General features: G+C 75.1%; 17 protein-coding genes. 7 read left to right on the top strand and 10 right to left on the bottom strand.

What is annotated here, in order from left to right; translation table 11 throughout:
- Nucleotides 1–109: 109 nt before the first annotated feature.
- The gene (locus ACLE50_RS02010) at nucleotides 110–1327 is read left to right on the top strand and encodes a sensor histidine kinase (protein ID WP_410941599.1); all 1218 of its coding nucleotides are present in this window, start codon (nucleotides 110–112) and stop codon (nucleotides 1325–1327) included.
- Nucleotides 1324–1962 carry a response regulator transcription factor gene (locus ACLE50_RS02005; protein ID WP_410941598.1) on the top strand — a complete coding sequence of 213 codons (639 nt, stop codon included), beginning with the start codon at nucleotides 1324–1326 and terminating at the stop codon, nucleotides 1960–1962. Before ACLE50_RS02010 ends, ACLE50_RS02005 begins: the two co-directional genes overlap by 4 nt.
- Nucleotides 1963–1968: 6 nt before the next feature.
- On the opposite strand, the gene ACLE50_RS02000 is transcribed toward ACLE50_RS02005, so the two are convergent.
- The 5 genes from ACLE50_RS02000 to thiC form a co-directional block, all read right to left on the bottom strand.
- On the bottom strand, nucleotides 1969–2787 hold the full coding sequence (locus ACLE50_RS02000; protein WP_410941597.1) for an FAD binding domain-containing protein: 819 nt from the start codon (nucleotides 2785–2787) through the stop codon (nucleotides 1969–1971).
- Nucleotides 2784–3332 (bottom strand): (2Fe-2S)-binding protein, encoded by a 549-nt coding sequence (locus ACLE50_RS01995; RefSeq protein WP_410941596.1) that lies wholly within the window; start codon nucleotides 3330–3332, stop codon nucleotides 2784–2786. The genes ACLE50_RS02000 and ACLE50_RS01995 overlap by 4 nt, the downstream gene beginning before the upstream one ends.
- Nucleotides 3329–5599, bottom strand: a complete 2271-nt coding sequence (locus ACLE50_RS01990) for a xanthine dehydrogenase family protein molybdopterin-binding subunit (RefSeq protein ID WP_410941595.1) — start codon at nucleotides 5597–5599, stop codon at nucleotides 3329–3331. The genes ACLE50_RS01995 and ACLE50_RS01990 overlap by 4 nt, the downstream gene beginning before the upstream one ends.
- A 157-nt stretch (nucleotides 5600–5756) precedes the next feature.
- Nucleotides 5757–6614 carry a bifunctional hydroxymethylpyrimidine kinase/phosphomethylpyrimidine kinase gene (thiD, locus tag ACLE50_RS01985; RefSeq protein WP_410941594.1) on the bottom strand — a complete coding sequence of 286 codons (858 nt, stop codon included), beginning with the start codon at nucleotides 6612–6614 and terminating at the stop codon, nucleotides 5757–5759.
- Between the two features lie 130 nt (nucleotides 6615–6744).
- Complete coding sequence (gene thiC / locus ACLE50_RS01980; protein WP_410941593.1) at nucleotides 6745–8388, bottom strand: phosphomethylpyrimidine synthase ThiC; 1644 nt, start codon at nucleotides 8386–8388, stop codon at nucleotides 6745–6747.
- A gap of 207 nt (nucleotides 8389–8595) precedes the next feature.
- On the opposite strand from thiC, the gene ACLE50_RS01975 reads away from it, so the two are divergent.
- A complete protein-coding gene (locus ACLE50_RS01975) occupies nucleotides 8596–9030 on the top strand; it encodes a nitroreductase family deazaflavin-dependent oxidoreductase (RefSeq protein ID WP_410941592.1) in 435 nt (144 codons plus the stop codon).
- 76 nt (nucleotides 9031–9106) lie between these two features.
- Here the strand turns inward: ACLE50_RS01975 and ACLE50_RS01970 are convergent, their stop codons facing one another.
- Nucleotides 9107–10729, bottom strand: a complete 1623-nt coding sequence (locus ACLE50_RS01970; protein WP_410941591.1) for an FtsX-like permease family protein — start codon at nucleotides 10727–10729, stop codon at nucleotides 9107–9109.
- A complete protein-coding gene (locus tag ACLE50_RS01965; protein ID WP_410942241.1) occupies nucleotides 10726–11487 on the bottom strand; it encodes an ABC transporter ATP-binding protein in 762 nt (253 codons plus the stop codon). The genes ACLE50_RS01970 and ACLE50_RS01965 overlap by 4 nt, the downstream gene beginning before the upstream one ends.
- Nucleotides 11488–11771: 284 nt before the next feature.
- Here ACLE50_RS01965 and ACLE50_RS01960 point away from each other — a divergent pair, with 284 nt between their 5' ends.
- Entirely contained in the window at nucleotides 11772–12959 is a 1188-nt protein-coding gene (locus tag ACLE50_RS01960; protein ID WP_410941590.1) for a sensor histidine kinase, read from the top strand.
- The gene (locus tag ACLE50_RS01955) at nucleotides 12956–13597 is read left to right on the top strand and encodes a response regulator (protein WP_410941589.1); all 642 of its coding nucleotides are present in this window, start codon (nucleotides 12956–12958) and stop codon (nucleotides 13595–13597) included. The genes ACLE50_RS01960 and ACLE50_RS01955 overlap by 4 nt, the downstream gene beginning before the upstream one ends.
- A gap of 21 nt (nucleotides 13598–13618) precedes the next feature.
- On the opposite strand, the gene ACLE50_RS01950 is transcribed toward ACLE50_RS01955, so the two are convergent.
- The gene (locus ACLE50_RS01950; protein WP_410941588.1) at nucleotides 13619–14200 is read right to left on the bottom strand and encodes a peptide deformylase; all 582 of its coding nucleotides are present in this window, start codon (nucleotides 14198–14200) and stop codon (nucleotides 13619–13621) included.
- Between the two features lie 253 nt (nucleotides 14201–14453).
- Between ACLE50_RS01950 and ACLE50_RS01945 the strand changes: the two genes are divergently transcribed.
- Both ACLE50_RS01945 and ACLE50_RS01940 read left to right on the top strand, forming a co-directional pair.
- Nucleotides 14454–14768: a DUF3263 domain-containing protein gene (locus ACLE50_RS01945; protein ID WP_410941587.1), complete on the top strand. Its 315-nt coding sequence runs from the start codon at nucleotides 14454–14456 to the stop codon at nucleotides 14766–14768.
- A gap of 13 nt (nucleotides 14769–14781) precedes the next feature.
- Nucleotides 14782–15723 (top strand): LytR C-terminal domain-containing protein, encoded by a 942-nt coding sequence (locus tag ACLE50_RS01940; RefSeq protein ID WP_410941586.1) that lies wholly within the window; start codon nucleotides 14782–14784, stop codon nucleotides 15721–15723.
- 38 nt (nucleotides 15724–15761) lie between these two features.
- Here ACLE50_RS01940 and ACLE50_RS01935 read toward each other — a convergent pair whose 3' ends face one another.
- The gene (locus ACLE50_RS01935) at nucleotides 15762–18119 is read right to left on the bottom strand and encodes an AAA family ATPase (protein WP_410941585.1); all 2358 of its coding nucleotides are present in this window, start codon (nucleotides 18117–18119) and stop codon (nucleotides 15762–15764) included.
- 9 nt (nucleotides 18120–18128) lie between these two features.
- Complete coding sequence (pssA, locus tag ACLE50_RS01930; RefSeq protein ID WP_410941584.1) at nucleotides 18129–19151, bottom strand: CDP-diacylglycerol--serine O-phosphatidyltransferase; 1023 nt, start codon at nucleotides 19149–19151, stop codon at nucleotides 18129–18131.
- Nucleotides 19152–19154: the final 3 nt, after the last annotated feature.

Here is a 19154-nt window from a genome sequence, read left to right as displayed (position 1 = left end):
CCGGCGATCGTGCCGACCGGCGGCCCGTACGGCGTCCGGCGGACGACCGGTGCACGCGTACCACTTTCGACCGACGTCGCCGTCGATTCCGCCGTGGTGGGATGGCCCGGTGATCTCCTACCTCGCCGCGCGCACCGACGGTCCGCCGTCGCTCGCCCGCGACGCGGGGGTGGGGCTGGCCTGGTTCGCCGTCGGGCTGGCGCTGGCGCTCGGGCTGTCCGACGCGGCGATCAGCTGGTGGGGCCCGGGCGGCGGGCCGACGGCGGTGTCGCTGGGCGTGATGGCCCTCGGCTGCGCCGCGTCGCTGCTGCGCCGCCGGTACGTCCCGGCCGGGCTGCTCGTCGCGACGGCCGCGCTGATCTCCGGCCCGCTGTGGGGCGGGCGCACCGAGGTCGGGACCGTGCTGGTGTTCACCGACCTGCTCTACTGCGCGGTGCTGTTCCCGCCGCGGCGCACCGCGCGGGCCGTCGCCGTCGGCTACGCCGGGGCGACCGCGCTGCTGGTGTTGTTCACCCTGGTCACGGCCGGGACGCGGCCCGCGGTCTACTCGCTGCTGAACCTGGTGCTGATCGTCGGGATCCCGCTGGTGTGGGGTGCGGAGGTGCGCAGGCACGTCGACGTCGCCGACCTGGAACGAGCCCGCGCCGCCGAGGCGCGCCGCGCCGCGGCCCGGGAGCGCGACGCCGCCGTCGCCGCGGAACGGGCGCGGATGGCCCGCGACCTGCACGACGTCGTCGCCGGGCGGCTCTCGGCGATCGCACTGCAGTCCGAGGCGGCGCTGCAGCCGGGTACCGACCCGGAGCTGGCCCGCCGGGTCCTGGTGAACGTGCGCGAGTCCGGGGTGGCCGCACTCGGCGAGATGCGCACGATGATCGGGCTGCTGCGCGACGGCGGCCCGGACGACACCACGTCCGACCCGCCGGGCGCCCCGGCCCGGCTCACCGAGCTGCCCGGGCTCGTCGAGTCCTACCGGGAGGGTGGTCTCGACGTGGCCCTGTCCGACGACCGGGAGACCGGCACCGCGCTGCCCGCGGCGGTCGAGCTGGCCGGGCACCGGATCGTGCAGGAGTCGCTGACCAACGCGGCCAAGCACGCTCCGGGCTCGCAGGTCACCGTGCACCTGGCGACCCGGGACGAGGAGCTGCGGATCGAGGTCCGCAACGGCCCCGGCGCCCGGCCCGCGGCCGGTCCCGGCCTGCACGGCGGCACCGGGCTCGCCGGGCTGGCCGAACGGGCCCGCGCGGTCGGCGGCACCGTCACCGCGGGGCCGGACGACGACGGCTGGCGGGTCCGCGCCGACCTGCCCGTGGCAGGGGAGGCGTCATGACCGTGCGCGTGGTCGTCGCCGACGACCAGGAGGCCGTCCGCACCGGACTGGTGCTGATCCTGACCTCCGCGGCCGGGATCGAGGTCGTCGCCGAGGCCGCCGACGGGCTCGCCGCGGTCCGCGCCGCCGCCGAGCACCGCCCGGACGTCGTCCTGATGGACATCCGGATGCCCGGGATCGACGGGATCGAGGCGACCCGCCGGATCCTCGATGCCGGGTCGGCGCAGGTCCTGGTGCTGACGACGTTCGACCTCGACGAGCTCGTCGACGGCGCCCTGGCCGCCGGAGCCGCCGGGTTCCTGCTCAAGTCGGTCGACGCGGCGAGCCTGGCCGGTGGCGTCCGCGCCGTCGCCCGCGGGGACGGCGTGCTCGCCCCGGAGATCACCCGCCGGGTCATCACCCGCTACGCCGGGGCTCCCCGGCCGTCGTCGGTACCGGGGCTGGACCTGCTCACCGCGCGGGAGACCGACGTGCTGGCCGGGCTCGGCCGCGGGCTGTCCAACGCCGAGCTGTCCACCGAGCTGGTGATCTCCGAGGGAACGACGAAGACGCACGTCTCCCGGGTGCTCACCAAGCTCGGCCTGCGGTCCCGGACCCAGGCGGCGATCGCCGCCCAGGAGGCCGGGCTCGTGTAGCCGTGCTCAGCGCTGCCCGTGCGCGGTCTCCAGTGCGCGGCGGGTCAGCACCTGCACCAGGTGCGTGCGGTACTCCGGCGTGCCGTGGGTGTCCGACGGCGGCTCGGTCCCCTCTGCCGCCAGGGCGGCGGCCTCGGCGATCGGGGCCCCCTCGACCAGCGCCTCCTCGGCCTTCGTGGCGCGCAGCGACGTCGACCCCATGTTGACCAGGCCGATCCGGTCCCCGGACACCGCGACGGCGACGATCGCCCAGTCGTTGCTGCGCCGGGTGAACTTCTCGTACGCCCAGCCCAGGTCACCGCAGCGCGGCACCCGGATCTCCACGACCAGCTCGTCGGGCTCGCGGACGGTGGTGAACACGCCCTCGTAGAACTCGCCGATCGGCACCGAGCGCCGCCCGCGCGGCCCCTGCAGGACGACGGTCGCGTCCAGCGCGAGCAGCGCCGCGGGCAGGTCGGCGGCCGGGTCGGCGTGCGCGACGGTCCCGCCGAGGGTGCCGCGGGCACGGACCTGCGGGTCCCCGACGGTGCGGGCCACCGCGGGCAGCAGCGGCACCTCGGCGGCCAGGACCTCGGAGACCACCACGTCGCGGTGCCTGGTGCCGGCGCCGATCGCGACGTCGTCACCGTCGACGCGGATGTAGGACAGCTCCGGCAGCCGCCCGATGTCGATCACGAGCTCGGGGGCGCCGAGGCGCACCTTCATGACCGGGATCAGCGAGTGGCCGCCGGCCAGCACCGAGGCGTCCTCGCCCTTCTCGGCGAGCAGCGCGATGGCGTCGTCGAGGGTGTCCGGGCGGGTGTAGTCGAAGGCCAGGGGGATCATGCGCCCGCCTCCCCGCGCGAGAAGCCCGGAGCGGTGCGCAGGGCCTCGGACTCGGCCTCGGCGCGCTGCTCGGCGTCGGGGTCCTTGCCCGCCGCGACCAGCACCGCGCGGACGATGTTGTGGTAGCCGGTGCAGCGGCAGAGGTTGCCCTCCAGTCCCTCGCGCACCGTGCGCTCGTCGAGGTCGTCGTCGTGGCTGATCAGCGACACCGCGGACATCACCATGCCCGGGGTGCAGAAGCCGCACTGCAGGCCGTGCTCGGCGTGGAACGCGGCGGTGACCGGGTGCTCCGGGCGGCCGTCCGCGGCGCCGTCGAGCCCCTCCAGGGTGGTGACCGACTGCTCGTCGGCCTGGACCGAGAGGACGGTGCAGGACTTCACGGCCTCGCCGTCGAGCAGCACGGTGCACGCCCCGCAGGACGTCGTGTCGCAGCCGATGTTGGTGGCCTTCAGCCCGAGGGTGTCGCGCAGGTAGTGCGCGAGCAGCTGGCGCGGCTCGACGTCGGCGCTGGTGTTCTCGCCGTTGACGGTGATCTGGACCTTCACTTACCGGCCTCCTGAGCCGCGTGGATGGCCTCCCAGACCCGCATCGGGGTCAGGGGCATGTCGATGTGGCGGACGCCGAGATGGGACAGGGCGTCGATGACCGCGCTCTGCGTGGCCGGGGTGGAGCCGATCGTCCCGGCCTCGCCGATCCCCTTGTAGCCCATCGGGTTCACCGGAGTGGGGGTGGACATCTCGACGAGGTCGAAGCTGGGCAGCTCGGCGGCGGAGGGGATGCCGTAGTCGGCGAAGGTGCCGGTCAGCGGCTGGCCCTCCTCGTCGAACATCACCTCCTCCAGCAGCGCCTGCGCGATGCCTTGAGCGATGCCGCCGTGCCGCTGCCCGTCGCAGAGCAGCGGGTTGAGGATCGGACCGGCGTCGTCGACGGCGACGATGCGCTCGACGGTGACCTTCCCGGACTCGGTGTCGACCTCGACGACGCAGACGTGCGCGCCGAACGGGAACGTGGCCTTCTCCCCGTCCCAGGTGGTCTGCAGCTTCAGCTCCTCCCGGGCGGCCAGATCCGCGAGGGTCACCGACGACGCGCCGGGCACGCCGCGCACCCGGATGCCCGCGCCCTCGGGGTCGATCTCCAGGTCGTCGACGCTCGCCTCGAGCAGGTCCGCGGCCCGCTGCTTGGCCAGGTCGGCCAGCTCGCGGGAGGCCTTCTGCACGGCGATGCCGCCGGTCTGCAGCGACCGCGACCCCATCGTGCCGCCGCCGTCCGGGATCAGCGCGGTGTCGCCGTGCTTGACGGTGATCGACTCCAGCGGGACGCCGAGCTCGTCGGCGGCGAGCATCGCCCACGCCGTCGCGTGTCCCTGGCCGTGCGAGGACGTGCCGGTCAGCACCGTCACCGCGCCGTCCGGGTGGACCTGCACGGTGGCGTCCTCGGCGAACGCGCCGGCGCCGGTGATCTCCACGTAGGAGGAGACGCCGATGCCGAGCTGGCGGACGTCGCCGCGCTCGCGGCGGGCGGCCTGCTCGGCGCGCAGCCGGTCGTAGCCGGCCTTCTCCAGCGCCAGCTCGATCGCCTTCGCGTACTCGCCGGAGTCGTACTCGGCGCCGCCCTTGCTGGTGAACGGGAACTTCTCCGGGGCGACGACGTTGCGCGTGCGCACCTCGGCCGGGTCCATCCCGATCTCGGCGGCGAACAGGTCCATCGCGCGCTCGATCGCGGCCGTCGCCTCCGGCCGCCCGGCGCCGCGGTAGGCGGCGACCGAGGTGGTGTTGGTGACGACCACGCTCGCCCGGGACTCGACGTTCGCGATGTCGTAGGTGCCCGGCGCCATCATCCGGGTGAAGGCCGGCAGCGCCGCCCCGAGCCGCGGGTAGGCACCGGCGTCCTGCAGGACCTCGAGCCGGTAGTGGGTGACGCGGCCGTCGCGGGTCCCGCCGATGGTGACGGTCTGGCGCTGGGCGCGGCCCTGCACCATCCCGGTCATGTTCTCCGAGCGGGACTCGTTCCAGCGGACCGGGCGGCCCTCCCGGCGTGCGAGCCACGCGACCAGCGCGAACTCCGGGTCGGAGCCGATCTTCGCGCCGAACCCGCCGCCGACGTCGGGCAGGATGACGTGCACGGAGTCCTTCTCCAGCCCCAGCCAGCGGGCGATCTCGTCGCGGCCGCCCTGGGCGTTCTGGTTGGAGATGAACATCAGCAGGTCGTCGCCGTCCCAGACCGCGCTGGCGGCGCGGGTCTCCAGCGGCGACGCGGCCAGGCGCTGGTTCACCAGGTCCTGGGAGACGACGACCTCGCAGCCGTCGAAGAACGCCGGGTCCAGCGCCTCCTCGTAGCCGTAGGAGGTGGCGGTGTTCGTGCCGGCCTCGGGGAACAGCAGGGTCTCGTCGCGCGCGGCCTCCACCGGGTCGACGACGACCGGCAGCGGCTCGTACTCGACGTCGACGAGCTCCGCGGCGTCCTCGCCCTGGTAGAGCTCCTCGGTGAGCACGGCCGCGACCGGCTCGCCGACGAAACGCACCCGGTCGGTGGCCAGGAACTCGCGGCGCATCGCCTTGTTCGCGCCGGGGAACAGCCGCGCGGCCCTGATGTCGAGGTCGGCACCGGTGACCACGGCGACGACGCCCGGCGCGTCCCGCGCCGCGGAGGTGTCGATCGCGGTGATCTCGGCGTGCGCCAGCGGGGACCGGACGAGCGTGAGGTGCAGCGCGCCGGTCAGCCGCTCGTCGGTCAGGTCGTCGGTGTAGGTCGCGCCGCGCGTGAGGAAGACCGGATCCTCGGTGCGGACGACGCGGGTACCCAGGAGGCTCATCGCGTCCGAGCCTATACGGGCCCGGCGACCGACGCGCGGAGCAGAACCGCAGGTCAGGCTACCCTTCGCGGCGCGACGCGCCGATGTGGTTCCGCAGCTGCGGAGACGGCTCCGGTTCCCGGCCGAGATCATCGGCGTCGGGTGGTTCGATCACGGCTCAGCCGGTGGCGTCGTCGTCCCACCAGGGGCGGGTCGCCCACAGCGACGAGACCGGGCCGTGCCCGGCACCGAGCGGGTAGGACTGCCGGACGGCCTCGACGATGTAGCGCTTGCCGAACCGCACCGCGGCCTCGACGTCCATCCCGCGGGCCAGCCCGGAGGCGATCGCCGCGGCGAGGGAGTCACCGCCGCCGTGGGTGTTGCCGGTGTCGAACCGCGGGCCGGGCAGCTCGACGAAGGTCTCGCCGTCGTGGAGCAGGTCCAGGCAGCCGTCGGTGTCCTCGGCCAGGTGACCGCCCTTGACCAGCACGTTCCGCGCGCCGAGGGCGTGCAGCGCCTTCGCCGCGGCGTACTGGCCTGCGCGGTCGTGCACGTCGTGCTCGACGAGCAGCCGGATCTCGTCGAGGTTCGGGGTGACCAGCGTGGCCCGCGGGAACAGTTCGGTGCGGTAGGCCTCCAGCGCCTCCGCGGCCAGCAGCGGGTCGCCGTGCATCGACGCCGCGACCGGGTCGACGACCAGCGGGGTCGCCCGGCCTGCCCCGATGCCGTTCGCGTCGCAGGCCTGCGCGACCACGCCGATGATCTCGGCGTTCGCGAGCATCCCGGTCTTCGCGGCCTGCAGCCCGATGTCGGAGGCGACGGTGGCGACCTGCGCGGAGATCGTGTCCGCCGGGACCGTGTGCACGCCGGTGACGCCGACGGTGTTCTGCACGGTCACCGCGCACACCGCGAGGCAGCCGTGCACCCCGCAGGCGGCGAACGTCCGCAGGTCCGCGGCGATGCCCGCGCCGCCGCCGGAGTCGGTTCCGGCGATCGTCATCGCCCGGGGCGGGGTGGTGCCGACGGTGGGTTGCATGGGTCCTCCCTGGCTTGCTGTGGCGACCGTATCCCGGCCGGTCGCGGGCGGGCCCGACGCGCTGATCCGAGCGTGCCCCGGCGCCGGGCACCACGCGGTGCCCGGCGCCGGTAGCCGGCTTCTCCTGGGCCTACTCCTCGGCCGAGGAGATCGGCAGGTAGACCCGGCCGCCCTCCTCGCGGAACTCCTCGGACTTCTCCTCCATGCCCGCCTCGATGGCCTCGACGCTGGTCAGGCCGTGCGCCTCGGCGTAGTCCCGGACGTCCTGCGTGATCTTCATCGAGCAGAACTTCGGGCCGCACATCGAGCAGAAGTGCGCGTTCTTCGCGGGCTCAGCGGGCAGGGTCTCGTCGTGGTAGCCCTGCGCGGTGTCCGGGTCGAGCGACAGCGCGAACTGGTCCCGCCAGCGGAACTCGAACCGGGCCTGGGACAGCGCGTCGTCGCGGGACTGCGCGTGCGGATGCCCCTTGGCCAGGTCGGCGGCGTGCGCGGCGATCTTGTAGCTGATCACGCCGACCTTGACGTCGTCGCGGTTCGGCAGGCCCAGGTGCTCCTTGGGCGTGACGTAGCAGAGCATCGCGGTCCCCGCCTCGGCGATGCGGGCGGCGCCGATCGCGGAGGTGATGTGGTCGTAGCCGGGTGCGATGTCGGTCGCCAGCGGTCCGAGGGTGTAGAACGGCGCCTCGTCGCACCACTCCTCCTCCAGCCGCACGTTCTCCACGATCTTGTCCATCGGGACGTGGCCGGGGCCCTCGATCATCACCTGCACGTCGTGCGACTTGGCGATCCTGGTCAGCTCGCCGAGGGTGGCGAGCTCGGCGAGCTGGGACTCGTCGTTGGCGTCGGCGATCGAGCCGGGACGCAGGCCGTCGCCGAGGGAGAACGTGACGTCGTAGCGGCGCAGGATCTCGCACAGCTCGGAGAAGTGCGTGTAGAGGAACGACTCGCGGTGGTGCGCCAGGCACCACGCCGCCATGATCGACCCTCCGCGGGAGACGATGCCGGTGACCCGCTTGGCGGTCAGCGGCACGTAGCGCAGCAGCACTCCGGCGTGCACCGTCATGTAGTCGACGCCCTGCTCGCACTGCTCGATCACCGTGTCCCGGTAGATCTCCCAGGTGAGCTTCTCCGGGTCGCCGTTCGTCTTCTCCAGTGCCTGGTAGATCGGCACGGTGCCGATCGGGACCGGCGAGTTCCGCAGGATCGACTCGCGGGTGGCGTGGATGTCGCGCCCGGTGGACAGGTCCATCACGGTGTCTGCGCCCCACCGGGTCGCCCACACCATCTTCTCCACCTCCTCCTCGATCGAGGAGGTCACCGCGGAGTTGCCGATGTTGGCGTTGACCTTGGTGAGGAACTTCTTGCCGATGATCATCGGCTCGGACTCGGGGTGGTTGACGTTCGCCGGGATCACCGCGCGACCGCGGGCGACCTCGGAGCGGACCAGCTCGACGTCGCACTGCTCGCGGATCGCGATGTAGCGCATCTCCTCGGTGACCAGCCCCGCCCGTGCGTACGACAGCTGGGTCCCCGGCTCCCGCCCGTCGACCCACGCCGCGCGCAGCGGGGGAAGCCCCGCGTGCACGTCGGTGACCGCGTGGTCGTCGGTGTAGGGGCCGGAGGTGTCGTAGACGTCGTGGTGCTCGCCGTTGGAGAGCGCGATCCGCCGGACCGGGACCCGCAGGTCCCCCGGTCCCTCGACGTAGGCCTTCGCCGAACCCTGGATCGGGCCGGTCGTGACCTGCGGACGCGCCTGTTCGGGTGCAGCCGTCATGAACGACAGTCCTCCCTGGCCGGCATTACCCGGCCGGTTCTGCGGTCGGCGACCGTGAATCGGTGTGTCGCCCTCTCAGCCCCGCGCGACGGAGCTCCCGCGTTGTTCAGATGTACTCACCGACCGTAGCCACGTACCGCCCGGGCGCGCCAGACCCTCACCCGCCCGCGCGGAATGATCACGGGCCGTACGGGGTTCACCACCGGTATGACGGAGAACGCCGAGCTCTCGCCGACCGACTGGGTCCGCGAGCAGACCGAGAAGATCCTGGAGAACGGCACCACCGAGGGGATCACGGTCATGGACCGGCCGATCATCCTCGTGACGACGACCGGTGCGAAGTCCGGCAAGAAGCGCTACGTGCCGGTCATGCGGGTCGAGCACGACGGGTCGTACGCGATGATCGCGTCCAAGGGCGGCACGCCCGAGAACCCGGCCTGGTACCACAACGTGAAGGCCCACCCCGAGGTCCGGGTGCAGGACGGGACGTCCACCGGCACGTTCGTCGCCCGGGAGATCCCGGAGGGTGCCGAGCGCCAGGCGTGGTGGGACCGCTCCGTCGAGGCCTACCCGCCCTACGCCGAGTACCAGCAGAAGACCGACCGCACGATCCCGGTGTTCGTGCTGGAGCCGAAGAAGTAGCACCACCCCGGCGACGGGACGGTGCGCGCCCGGCTCCCTCGGGCCGGGCGCGCACCACGCACGCCGCTCACGCCGCTCACGCCGCGACGAGTCCCTGGGCGGGCTCGACCCGTCCGGCACTGCGCATCGACGCCGCCGACGCCAGGACGGCCACGGCCACCACTCCGGCACCGAGCCCGGCCAGCTGCCCGGCCGGGGGTGCGACGTGGCCCGCCATCTGCATCCCGACCAGGGTGAGCACGCCGTAGACCGTGCCGAGCACGACCCCGGCGACGGCACCGACCGCCCCGGCCAGCCCGGCCTCCCAGGCCACCGACCGCCGTGCGGCGGAGCGGGTCAGGCCCAGCGCACGCAGCAGCGCGATCTCCCGGGTCCGTTCGGTCACCGACAGCGCCAGCGTCACCCCGACGCCGACGACGGCCACCACCAGCGTGATCCCGACCAGCCCGAGCCCGATGGCGCGCACCGCGGCGAACGCCTGCTCGGTCGCGGCCCGTTGCTCGGCCGACCACAGGACCACGGTGTCGGGGCCCGCGGCGCGGGCGAGCGCGTCGTGCGCCGCCTGCGGGTCCGTGCCCGGGACGGTGTCGACCAGCACCTCGGTACCGCTGCTCCCACCGGCCCGGGCCCGCAGCTCGGGCAGCGGGTCCAGCCGGGCGGCCAGGCTCCGGGCTGTGCCCTGCTGCTCGGACAGGCTCTGCTCGCTGCCCGTGGAGAGCACCACGGCGTCGGCGGGATAGCTCTGATCGATCCCCGCCCGTGCCCCGTCGCCGAGGCCCTGCATCCCGACCAGCAACGCGGCGGTGAGCCCGGTGCCCAGTGCGAGCACCGTCGTCGTCGCGGCGGTGCGGCGGGAGACCCGGCGGGCGTTCCCGACCGCGAGCCGGGCCGCGCCGGAACGGGCCACCAGCGGTGCGACCAGCCGGGCCGCCCCGGCGACGAGCATCGGCCCGACCGCGACGAGCGCACCGAACAGCACCAGCCCGCTCAGCGCGAGCAGGCCCACGGACGTGAACACGCTGCCCGCGGCCGCGACCCCGAATCCGGCGAGCACGGCAGCGACGGCGGCGAGCGCCCCGGCGAGCGCGGCCCGGCGGCCCCGGCGCGGTGCCCGGGCCTCGGTCGCGTCCGCCTCACCCAGCGCGACGACCGGCGGAACCCGCCCGGCCGAGCGGGCCGGGCCGACGGCGGACACCACGGTGACCAGCACGGCGATCCCCACGCACACGGCCAGCTTCCCCGGCGGGATCTGCAGCGGGGGTGCCTCCGTGCCCGACACACGCAGCAACGCCAGACCGGCCTCGCCCAGCCCGATCGCCAGCGCCGTGCCGAGCACGCCCGCGACCAGCCCGGTCACCGCGGCCTCGGCGAGCACCGAGCGGGTCACCTGGGCGCGGCTCGCGCCGACACAGCGCAGCAGCGCCAGCTCCCGGCCGCGGCGGGCGAGCACGATCCGGAACGTCGACCCGACCACGACCGCAGCGGCGACCATCGCGATCCCGACGAACACCGACAGCCCGGCGAGCAGCGCGTCCGCCGCGCCGGAGTCCTCCCCGGCCAGCGCTGCCCCCGTCGTCGCCGAGGCCAGCACCGCCCCGGCCGCGAACACCGTCGCGACGAGTACGGCGAGCCCGGTCAGCACGGTCCGGCGCGGATGCCGGCGGACACCGGCCACCGCCGCGCGCGTCGCCGGGTTCACAGCTGCTCACCCGCGCTCAGGTCGCCGAGCGCGGCCAGCACCCGCTCCGGGGTCGGGGCGGTGATCCGGCCGGCCGCGACACCGTCGCGCAGCAGCAGGACCTGGTCGGAGACCGCGGCGGCCTGCGGGTCGTGGGTGACCATGACGACGGTCTGGCCGTAGTCGTCGACGCAGGCGCGCAGCAGGCCGAGCAGCTCCCGGCCGGAGGCGGTGTCGAGCGCCCCGGTCGGCTCGTCGGCGACGACGAGCTCCGGGCGCCCGAGCAGCGCACGGGCCACCGCGACGCGCTGACGCTGCCCGCCGGACAGCTCCCCTGGCAGGTGCGTCAGCCGGTCGGAGATCCCGAGCCGCTCGACGAGCTCGGCCCGCCACACCCGGTCCGGGCGGCGGCCGGCCAGCGACGCGGCCAGGTCGATGTTCTCCCCCGCGCTCAGGTGCGGGAGCAGGTTGCCGTCCTGGAAGACGAAGCCGATCCGGTCGCGGCGGACCGCCGTCAGCTCGGCCTCGGACAGCCCGCCGAGGTCGGTGTCGCCGAGCAGCACCTGTCCGCCGGTCGGCCGGTCGAGGCCCGCGAGGCAGTGCAGCAGCGTCGACTTCCCGGACCCCGAGGGCCCCATGACGGCGGTGAACCGGCCGCTCGGGAGCCACATCGTCACGCCGTCGAGAGCGCGGACGGCGCCGGGCCCGTCGCCGTAGGCACGGACCAGGCCGACGGTGGCCGCGGCGGCCTCCGGCGGGCGCGGGGCGACGGCGGACATCGCGCCGCGCTGCGTCACCCCGGGCGGGACAGGGGCGGCCCAGTGCGCGCTCATCGCTGCTCACCCCATTCGATGAGCAGCGGCAGCGTCGCCGTGGTGAGGACCATCAGGAACAGGAGAACGGCGCCGATCACTCCGACGACGTTGAGCAACACATCCATCATGCCGACGACGGTGCCCGCCGGAGCCCCTGCGCCACATCGGACCGCGGGATGGTTCCCGGGACGACCCTCTCGTACTTCCGGCTGAGGGTGCCGGGGCAGGCGCCGATCTAGGGTGGGGTCATGACCGGCCGGACCGAGGTGCTGCGCGCCCCGCGCGCGGGGCGGCGCGCCGGATCCCCGCGACCGCTGATGGTCGTGCTCGAGCTGCTCGCCTACGCGTTCTGGCTCCTGGTCGACGTCGGTCTCGGCAGGGATCTGAACGGCCCGGGGTATCACGCCGCCGGGGCCGTCACCGGTGCCCTGGTGGCGATCGTGGTCCTCGCCCGGTACCACGTCGCGGCGGAACGAGCCGCCGTCGTGGCCCTCGGGACCTCGGTGCTGCTGTCGGTCGTCGCCCAGCTCGGGCACCTGCGTGCGTTCTCGGTCACCGAGCTGTTCGCGCTGGCCGTGGTCACCGTGGCCGCGTTGCGCCTCGCAGGCGGCCGGGCCGTGCTGCTGCCGGCCGGCCTGGCGTTCGTCGCGATCCTCGGCATGCCCCTGCTGCGCACCGGCGGGATCGGGGTCGAGCAGCCGGAGATCGTCGCGGCCTGCGGGGCCGGCTGGGCCTGCACCGTCATGGTCGGCGCCGTGCTGAGCGAGGTCCGCACCCGCCGGGAGGCCGGCCTGTCGCGGGCCCGCAACGACGAGCGCCTGGAGCTGGCGCGCGAGCTGCACGACGTCGTCGCCCACCACGTCACCGGGATCGTGGTCGCCGCCCAGGCCGGGGTCACCGTCGCCCGCACCCGCCCCGAGCAGGCCGAACCCGCGCTCGCGTCGATCGAGCAGGCCGGCGCCGAGGCGCTGGCCGGGATGCGCCGGATGGTGAGTGTGCTGCGGGGCGGGGAGGAGGCCGGGCGCGCCGTCGCGCACGGCCCCACCGACGTCGACGCGCTGGTCCAGGCGTTCGACCCGGACGGGGTCCGCACGACATTCGAGCGCGACCCCGGGCCCGCCGTACTGCCACCCGGGGTGGGTGAGACGGCGTACCGGGTGGTGCAGGAGGCGCTGACGAACGTGCACCGGCACGCCCCGGGCGCGACCGCGGTGCACGTCGAGCTGCGGCACCTGCCCGGGCACCTGCGCGTCGTCGTCCGCAACTCCGGTGGCGGCGGCACCGACCGGCTCCTGCGCTCGGCGGACAGCGGCGGATTCGGGCTGGCCGGGATGGCCGAACGGGTCGGTGCCCTCGGCGGCACGTTGCGGGTCGGCCCGGACGGACCGGGGACCTGGCAGGTGCTCGCGGAGCTGCCGCTCGGCGGTGACCGGTGACGATCTCGGTCCTGCTCGCCGACGACCAGGAGATGGTCCGCACCGGATTCGGGCTGATCCTCTCCGCCGAGGACGACGTGTCGGTGCTCGGCGAGGCCGGCACCGGCGACGACGCCGTGCGGCTGGCCCGCGAGCTGCGCCCGGACGTGGTGCTCATGGACATCCGGATGCCCGGCCTCGACGGGCTGACCGCCACCCGGATCCTCGCCGCCGACCCGGCACCACCGCGGATCGTCGTGGTCACCACGTTCGACCTCGACGAGTACGTCTACGGGGCGCTGCGCTCGGGCGCCTGCGGCTTCCTGCTCAAGGATGCCGGCCCGCGGTTGCTGGTCGAGGCGGTCCGCGCCGCCGCAGCGGGGGACGCGCTGGTCTCGCCGTCGATCACGGTGCGGCTGCTGGAACGGCTGTCCGAGCCCGAGCCGCGTCCGGCGACCGAGCTACCCGGACTGTCCGCGCGCGAGCTCGACGTCGTCCGTGCGGTGGCCCGTGGGCGCACCAACCACGAGATCGCCGGGGATCTGTTCGTCTCGCTGTCGACGGTCAAGTCGCACCTGACGAACATCCAGACCAAGCTCGACGCCCGCAACCGGGTGGAGATCGCCGCGTGGGCGTGGGAGAACCAGCTGGTGAAGTGACCGCCGCCGGGCACACCGGGCTCAGCCCCGCGCGACGTCCTCGGCCAGCTGCGACGCCGGGTCCCAGGACGCCGGCTCGGCACCCCACCGGTTGCGCTTGAGCATCTTGCGCGCCGCCCGCTGGTTCCGGCCCATCAGCCGGTCCAGGTACAGGTAGCCGTCGAGGTGGTCGGTCTCGTGCTGCAGGCAGCGGGCGAAGAACCCCTTGCCCTCGACGTCGACCGGGTTGCCGTCGAGGTCGGTGCCGGTGACCCGGGCCCAGTCGGCGCGCCCGGTGGCGTACTGCTCGCCGGGGACCGACAGGCAGCCCTCCTGGTCGTCGTCCGGGTCGGGCATGGTCTCGGGGCGTCCGCTGGTCTCCAGCACCGGGTTGAGCACCAGCCCGCGGCGCATGGTGCGGGACTCCTCGTCCGGGCAGTCGTAGACGAACAACCGCAGGTCGACGCCGACCTGGTTGGCCGCGAGCCCGACGCCGTGCGCGGCCTCCATCGTCTCGAACATGTCGTCGACGAGGGTGCGCAGCGCGTCGTCGACCCGTTCCACGGGGCGGGTGGGATGGTGGAGCACGGGGTCGCCGACCATGCGGATGCGCAGAACCGTCACCGGTGCAGGGTACGGTCGCCCGGCCGGTGCCCCGTCGCCCCGGGGTTCCCCGTGCCCCGCATCGGGTTCGACCCACACGGGCGGTTTCACCGTTCCGGGGCGCGTCGTGGCCGGTCGTTGTCGGTCCCTTGTGGTTCACTGGCTCCGCGAATGACAGCCGTGTCATTCGCGTCCGAAGACGTCGCAGTGAGTGTCAGCGAGTGTCGCAGCGAGGTCGGCGCGTGCCGGTCTCGCCGGCCGCGCAGGGAGCGTGATGGAGTCCGCCGGGTCCCTCTCGGAACGCCGAGGAGCGCACCGTCGCCCCGCCGCGTCCTCCCGCGAGCTCGACCGCCGCGAGCGCGAGATCCTCGCGTTCGAGGCCCAGTGGTGGAAGTACGCGGGCGCCAAGGAACAGGCGATCCGCGAGCTGTTCGACATGTCCGCCACCCGCTACTACCAGGTGCTGAACGCGCTGGTCGACAAGCCCGAGGCGCTCGCGGTGGATCCGCTGCTGGTGAAGCGCCTGCGACGGCTGCGCACCAGCCGTCAGCGCACCCGCGCCGCTCGCCGTCTCGGCCTCGAGCCCTGAACCGGAGGTCCTCATGACCAGTCCCGCTTCCGGCGGACAGTCTCCGCTGAAGATCGCCGGTGTCGCGCTGATCGGCGCCGGTGTCGTGGCCGGCGCGGTCGGTCTGTCCGGCCTCGGTGGCGGCGACGACGCCGGCAACCAGGCCGCACCGGCCTCGTCGTCGGCACCGGCCGAGCCGCAGCCCGGCGAGGGCGGCGACGCGGCCCAGCCCGGCGATGCCGGTGACCAGGGCGGCCAGGGCGGTGACGCCGGTGCTCCGGCCGCGCCCGACGCCCCCGCCCCGGGCTCTCCCGACGCCGCCGCTCCCGGAGGTGCCGCCCCCGGCACTCCCGGTGCGCCCGGCACCCCGGGTGCGCCCGGGACCCCCGGTGCTCCGGGGACTCCCGGCGCCCCCGGAACCCCCGGCTCCCCGCTGACCCCGGGCGCCCCCGGTACGCCCGGGTCCCCCGCGGGCGAGACCGCCGCGCCCGGCGGGCCCGCCGATGCCCCCGCCCCGGGTGCCGCTCCGGTCGCCGCCGCTCCGGCCGCCCCGGGCGCTCCCGGTGCTCCCGGTGCTCCGGGCGCCCCCGCTCCGGCTCCCGGTGCTCCGGGCGCCCCCGCTCCGGCTCCCGGTGCCGAGGCACCCGCCGCCGGTGGCGCGGCCGCCGAGGGCGCGCCGGCCGCCGCGTCCCGCCCGGACGTGCGGATCTACAACAACTCCACGATCAAGGGCCTCGCCGAGAAGGCGGCCGACAAGTTCCGCTCCGACGGCTGGACCGTCGCCGAGGTGCAGAACTACGCCCGCGGCACCATCCCGGCCTCCACGGTCTACTTCCGCCCGGACACCCCGGAGAAGGCGGCGGCCGAGGAGATCGCGAAGAAGTTCCACATGAAGACCGCGCCGCGCTTCGCCGGGATCGCCAACGACGGCCCGGGCGTCGTCGTGATCCTCACCAAGGACTTCTCCGCGGCCTGAGTCCTCCGCTCCCCAGCACGTCCCGCCCGCCGCTCCGCTCAGCCGGAGCGGCGGCGGGCGTAGTCGGCCAGCTCCGCGACCTGCGCCGGGTCCAGTGACGGCCGCACCGCGCCCCGGGCCGTCGCGACGTGCGCGGCGGTGACCTCGCCGGCGTCGAGGGACTCCCGCATCGCGGTCAGCGCGGCCTCCCGCAGCAGCGCCGCGCAGTCCGCGGCCGAGTAGCCCTCCAGCTCTGCGGCGACGGCGTCGAGGTCGACGTCGCCGGCCAGCGGCACGTCCCGCCCGGACGCGCGCAGGATGTCCGCGCGGGCCTCGGCGTCCGGCGGCGGCACGTACACCAGCCGCTCGAGACGCCCGGGGCGCAGCAGCGCCGGGTCGACCAGCTCGGGACGGTTCGTGGCCCCCACGACGACGACCTCCCGCAGCGGCGTCGCCCCGTCCAGCTCGGTGAGCAGCGCCGCCACCACCCGGTCCGCGACACCGGAGTCGGTGGACCCGCCGCGGCGCGGGGCGAGCGCGTCGACCTCGTCGAGGAAGATCAGCGACGGGGCCGCCTCCTCGGCGCGGCGGAACAGCTCGCGGACCGCACGCTCGGATTCCCCGACGTACTTGTCGAGCAGCTCGGCACCCTTGACCGCGAAGACGTTGAGGTCCCCGGAGCCGGCCAGCGCCCGCACCAGGAACGTCTTGCCGCCGCCGGGCGGGCCGTAGAGCAGCACCCCGCGCGGGGCGTCGACACCGAGCCGGGCGAACGAGTCGGGGTGGCGCAGCGGCCAGAGCACCGCCTCGGTCAGCGCCTGCTTGACCTCGGTCATGTCGCCGACGTCGTCGAGGGTCAGACCCCCGGCGGAGAGCGTGCCGCCGTCGGACAGCGAGATGGGGCGGACGGCGGCGACGGCGTCGAGCAGGTCCTGCTGGGTGATCACCGGCTCGGCGCCGGTGCCGGTGCCGGTGCCGGTGCGCAGGGCGGCGTCGACCGCGGCCTCCCGGCGCACCGCCGCCAGGTCGGCGACCACGAAACCAGGGGTGCGCGCGGCGATCGCCCCGAGGTCGACGTCGTCGGCGCGCGGGACCCCGGCGAGCAGCTTCTCCAGCAGCTTCCGGCGGGTCGCGGCGTCGGGCAGCGGCACCGTCAGCTCGCGGTCCACCAGGTCCGGGGCACGCAGCCGCGGGTCGAGCCCCTCGGGCTCGGAGCTGGTGACGACGAGGGCGGGCCCGCCCGGCGCGGTCGCCGCCCGGAGCTCGTCGAGCACGACGGTGGCCAGCGGCGGCGGGTTCACCGCCGGGAACAGCGCGTGCGCGTCCTGCACCAGCAGCACCGCGGGCCCGCTCGAGCGGGCGTCGGCGAGTGCGTCGCGGACCCGGTCGGCGGCGGCCGCCGGCTCCAGCGCCGCCACCGCGGGCGCGACCAGCTCGACGCACCGGGCGCCCGCTGCGGCGGTCGCACTGCGCACCAGCGTCGCCTTCCCGACACCCTCGGGACCGGCCACCAGGACGCCGAGCCGGGCCTCACCGCCGAGCCGGGTCAGCAGCTCGGGGCGGCGGAACATCAGCTCGAGCCAGTCGAGCAGGCGGCGCGCGACCGCCTCGTTGGCGCCGAGGTCGTCGAGCGCGATCGGGCGGACGGCGTCGGCCCCGGTCGTGGTGCCGTCCGCGGCCGCGGCGTCGTTCCCGCCGGTGCCCGTCCCGGCCGCAGTGCCGGTGCCCGCGCCGCCCGGGGAGGCGCCCGCGCGCGGTCCGGCGGACGGCGCAGGCACCGGCGTCCGCCGACCGGCCCCGGGCACCGCTGGGCCGCTCCCCGCCGCCCCGACCACCGCGGACGTGCTCGCCCCGCCCTCCCAGCCGACGACCGTCGACGGCCGCACCACGACCGGACCACCGTCCGGGTCGGCGGCGGCGACGGTCAGCAGCTCGGTCGTCCAGCTCCCGCCGATCGCGGCGGCCAGCGCCCGGCGGGCCGAGGCCACGTCCGCACCGGGCGGCGGCGCGATGTCCTGCGGGAGCAGCGACACGGCGTCGCCGCGGACGACGACCTTGCCGACCAGCGCCAGGCGCAGCGTCTCCGGGGCGACCGCCGCCGTCGCCAGCCGGGAGCCGACCAGCCGGACCTCGCGGGCCGGGCGCACCACGGCGGGCGCGACGACGACCTGCGCACCGTCGGTCAGCCCGGCGTTGGACAGCGTCACGTCGTCGAGCCGGGCCTGGCCGGGCGGGGTCGCGGTGTCCCCGGCGACGGCGAGTGCGGCCGTCACCCGGGAGCCCGTGAGCGACACCGCGTCCCACGAGCGCAGGCCGAGCGCGGTGAGCACCTCGGGGTGCAGGCGGACGACACCGCGGCGGGCGTCGGCGGCCGCCGGAGCGAGCCGGGCGACCAGGGTCAGCGAGGGTTCTCCCACACCGCCAACCTAGCGGCGGCCGCGGTTCTCCCGGCGGATCCCCAGACGACGGTCGGAGCCGCGCGGCGGGTGCCCCGCACCGGGGCCGCGCACGGCGCGCCCGTTGCGGGCGTGCTCGTCGTGGCGGGCCGCTCCGTCCGGGTCGAGCCGGCGCCGGACACCGCGGGCGACGGCACCGGCCCGTCCGGCGACCCGGCGGCGCAGCGGCGGGCGCAGCCCCAGGCGGCGGGCCGAGCGGGCGGCCCGGGCGACGGCGCGGCGCTGGCGCACCGGGACGTCCCACGCCTCGGGGTGCCGGGACAGCCAGCGGTAGCGGTAGATCGTCCACGGCATCAGCGCGAGGTAGCCGAGCGCGGCGATCGCGATCCCGAGGAACGGCGCCACGAACAGCACCGCCACGATCACGACGACGCCGACGAGCAGCGGCGCGATCGCCCGCTGCGGCACCTTGACCGCCTTGAGCGACAGCGTCGGGATCCGGCTGACCATCAGCCCCGCGGTGAGCAGCACCCAGACCGCGACGAGCCACTGGTTGGTCCACCAGCCCTCGCCGAAGTGCAGCGACAGGTAGAGCGGGATGCCCGCGGTGAGTGCGGCGGCCGGGGCCGGGACCCCGACGAAGAACTCGCGCGCGAACGGCGGGGCGGAGTCGTCGTCGATCAGGGTGTTGAACCGCGCCAGCCGCAGCGCCATGCAGACGGCGAAGACCAGGCTGATCACCCAGCCGGCCCGGGTGTCCTGGAAGTGCCAGATGTAGATCACCAGCGCGGGCCCGACGCCGAACGACACGAGGTCGGCCAGCGAGTCGAGCTCGGCGCCGATCCGGCTGGCCGCGTCGAGCAGGCGGGCCAGGCCGCCGTCGAGCGCGTCGCACAGGGCCGCGACCAGGACGGCGATGATCGCCGAGGCGAAGTTGGCGTGCAGCGCGAAGTAGACCGCGGACATGCCCGCGCACAGGTTCAGGACGGTGACCGCGTTCGGCAGCAGCCGGACCCCGGCGGGATAGCCGCCGTCCGGGCGCGGGACACCCACGGC

The sequence above is a fragment of the Pseudonocardia phyllosphaerae genome (assembly GCF_046546475.1).
Taxonomy (GTDB): domain Bacteria; phylum Actinomycetota; class Actinomycetes; order Mycobacteriales; family Pseudonocardiaceae; genus Pseudonocardia; species Pseudonocardia phyllosphaerae.
This window is presented reverse-complemented; position numbering and strand designations above follow the sequence as displayed.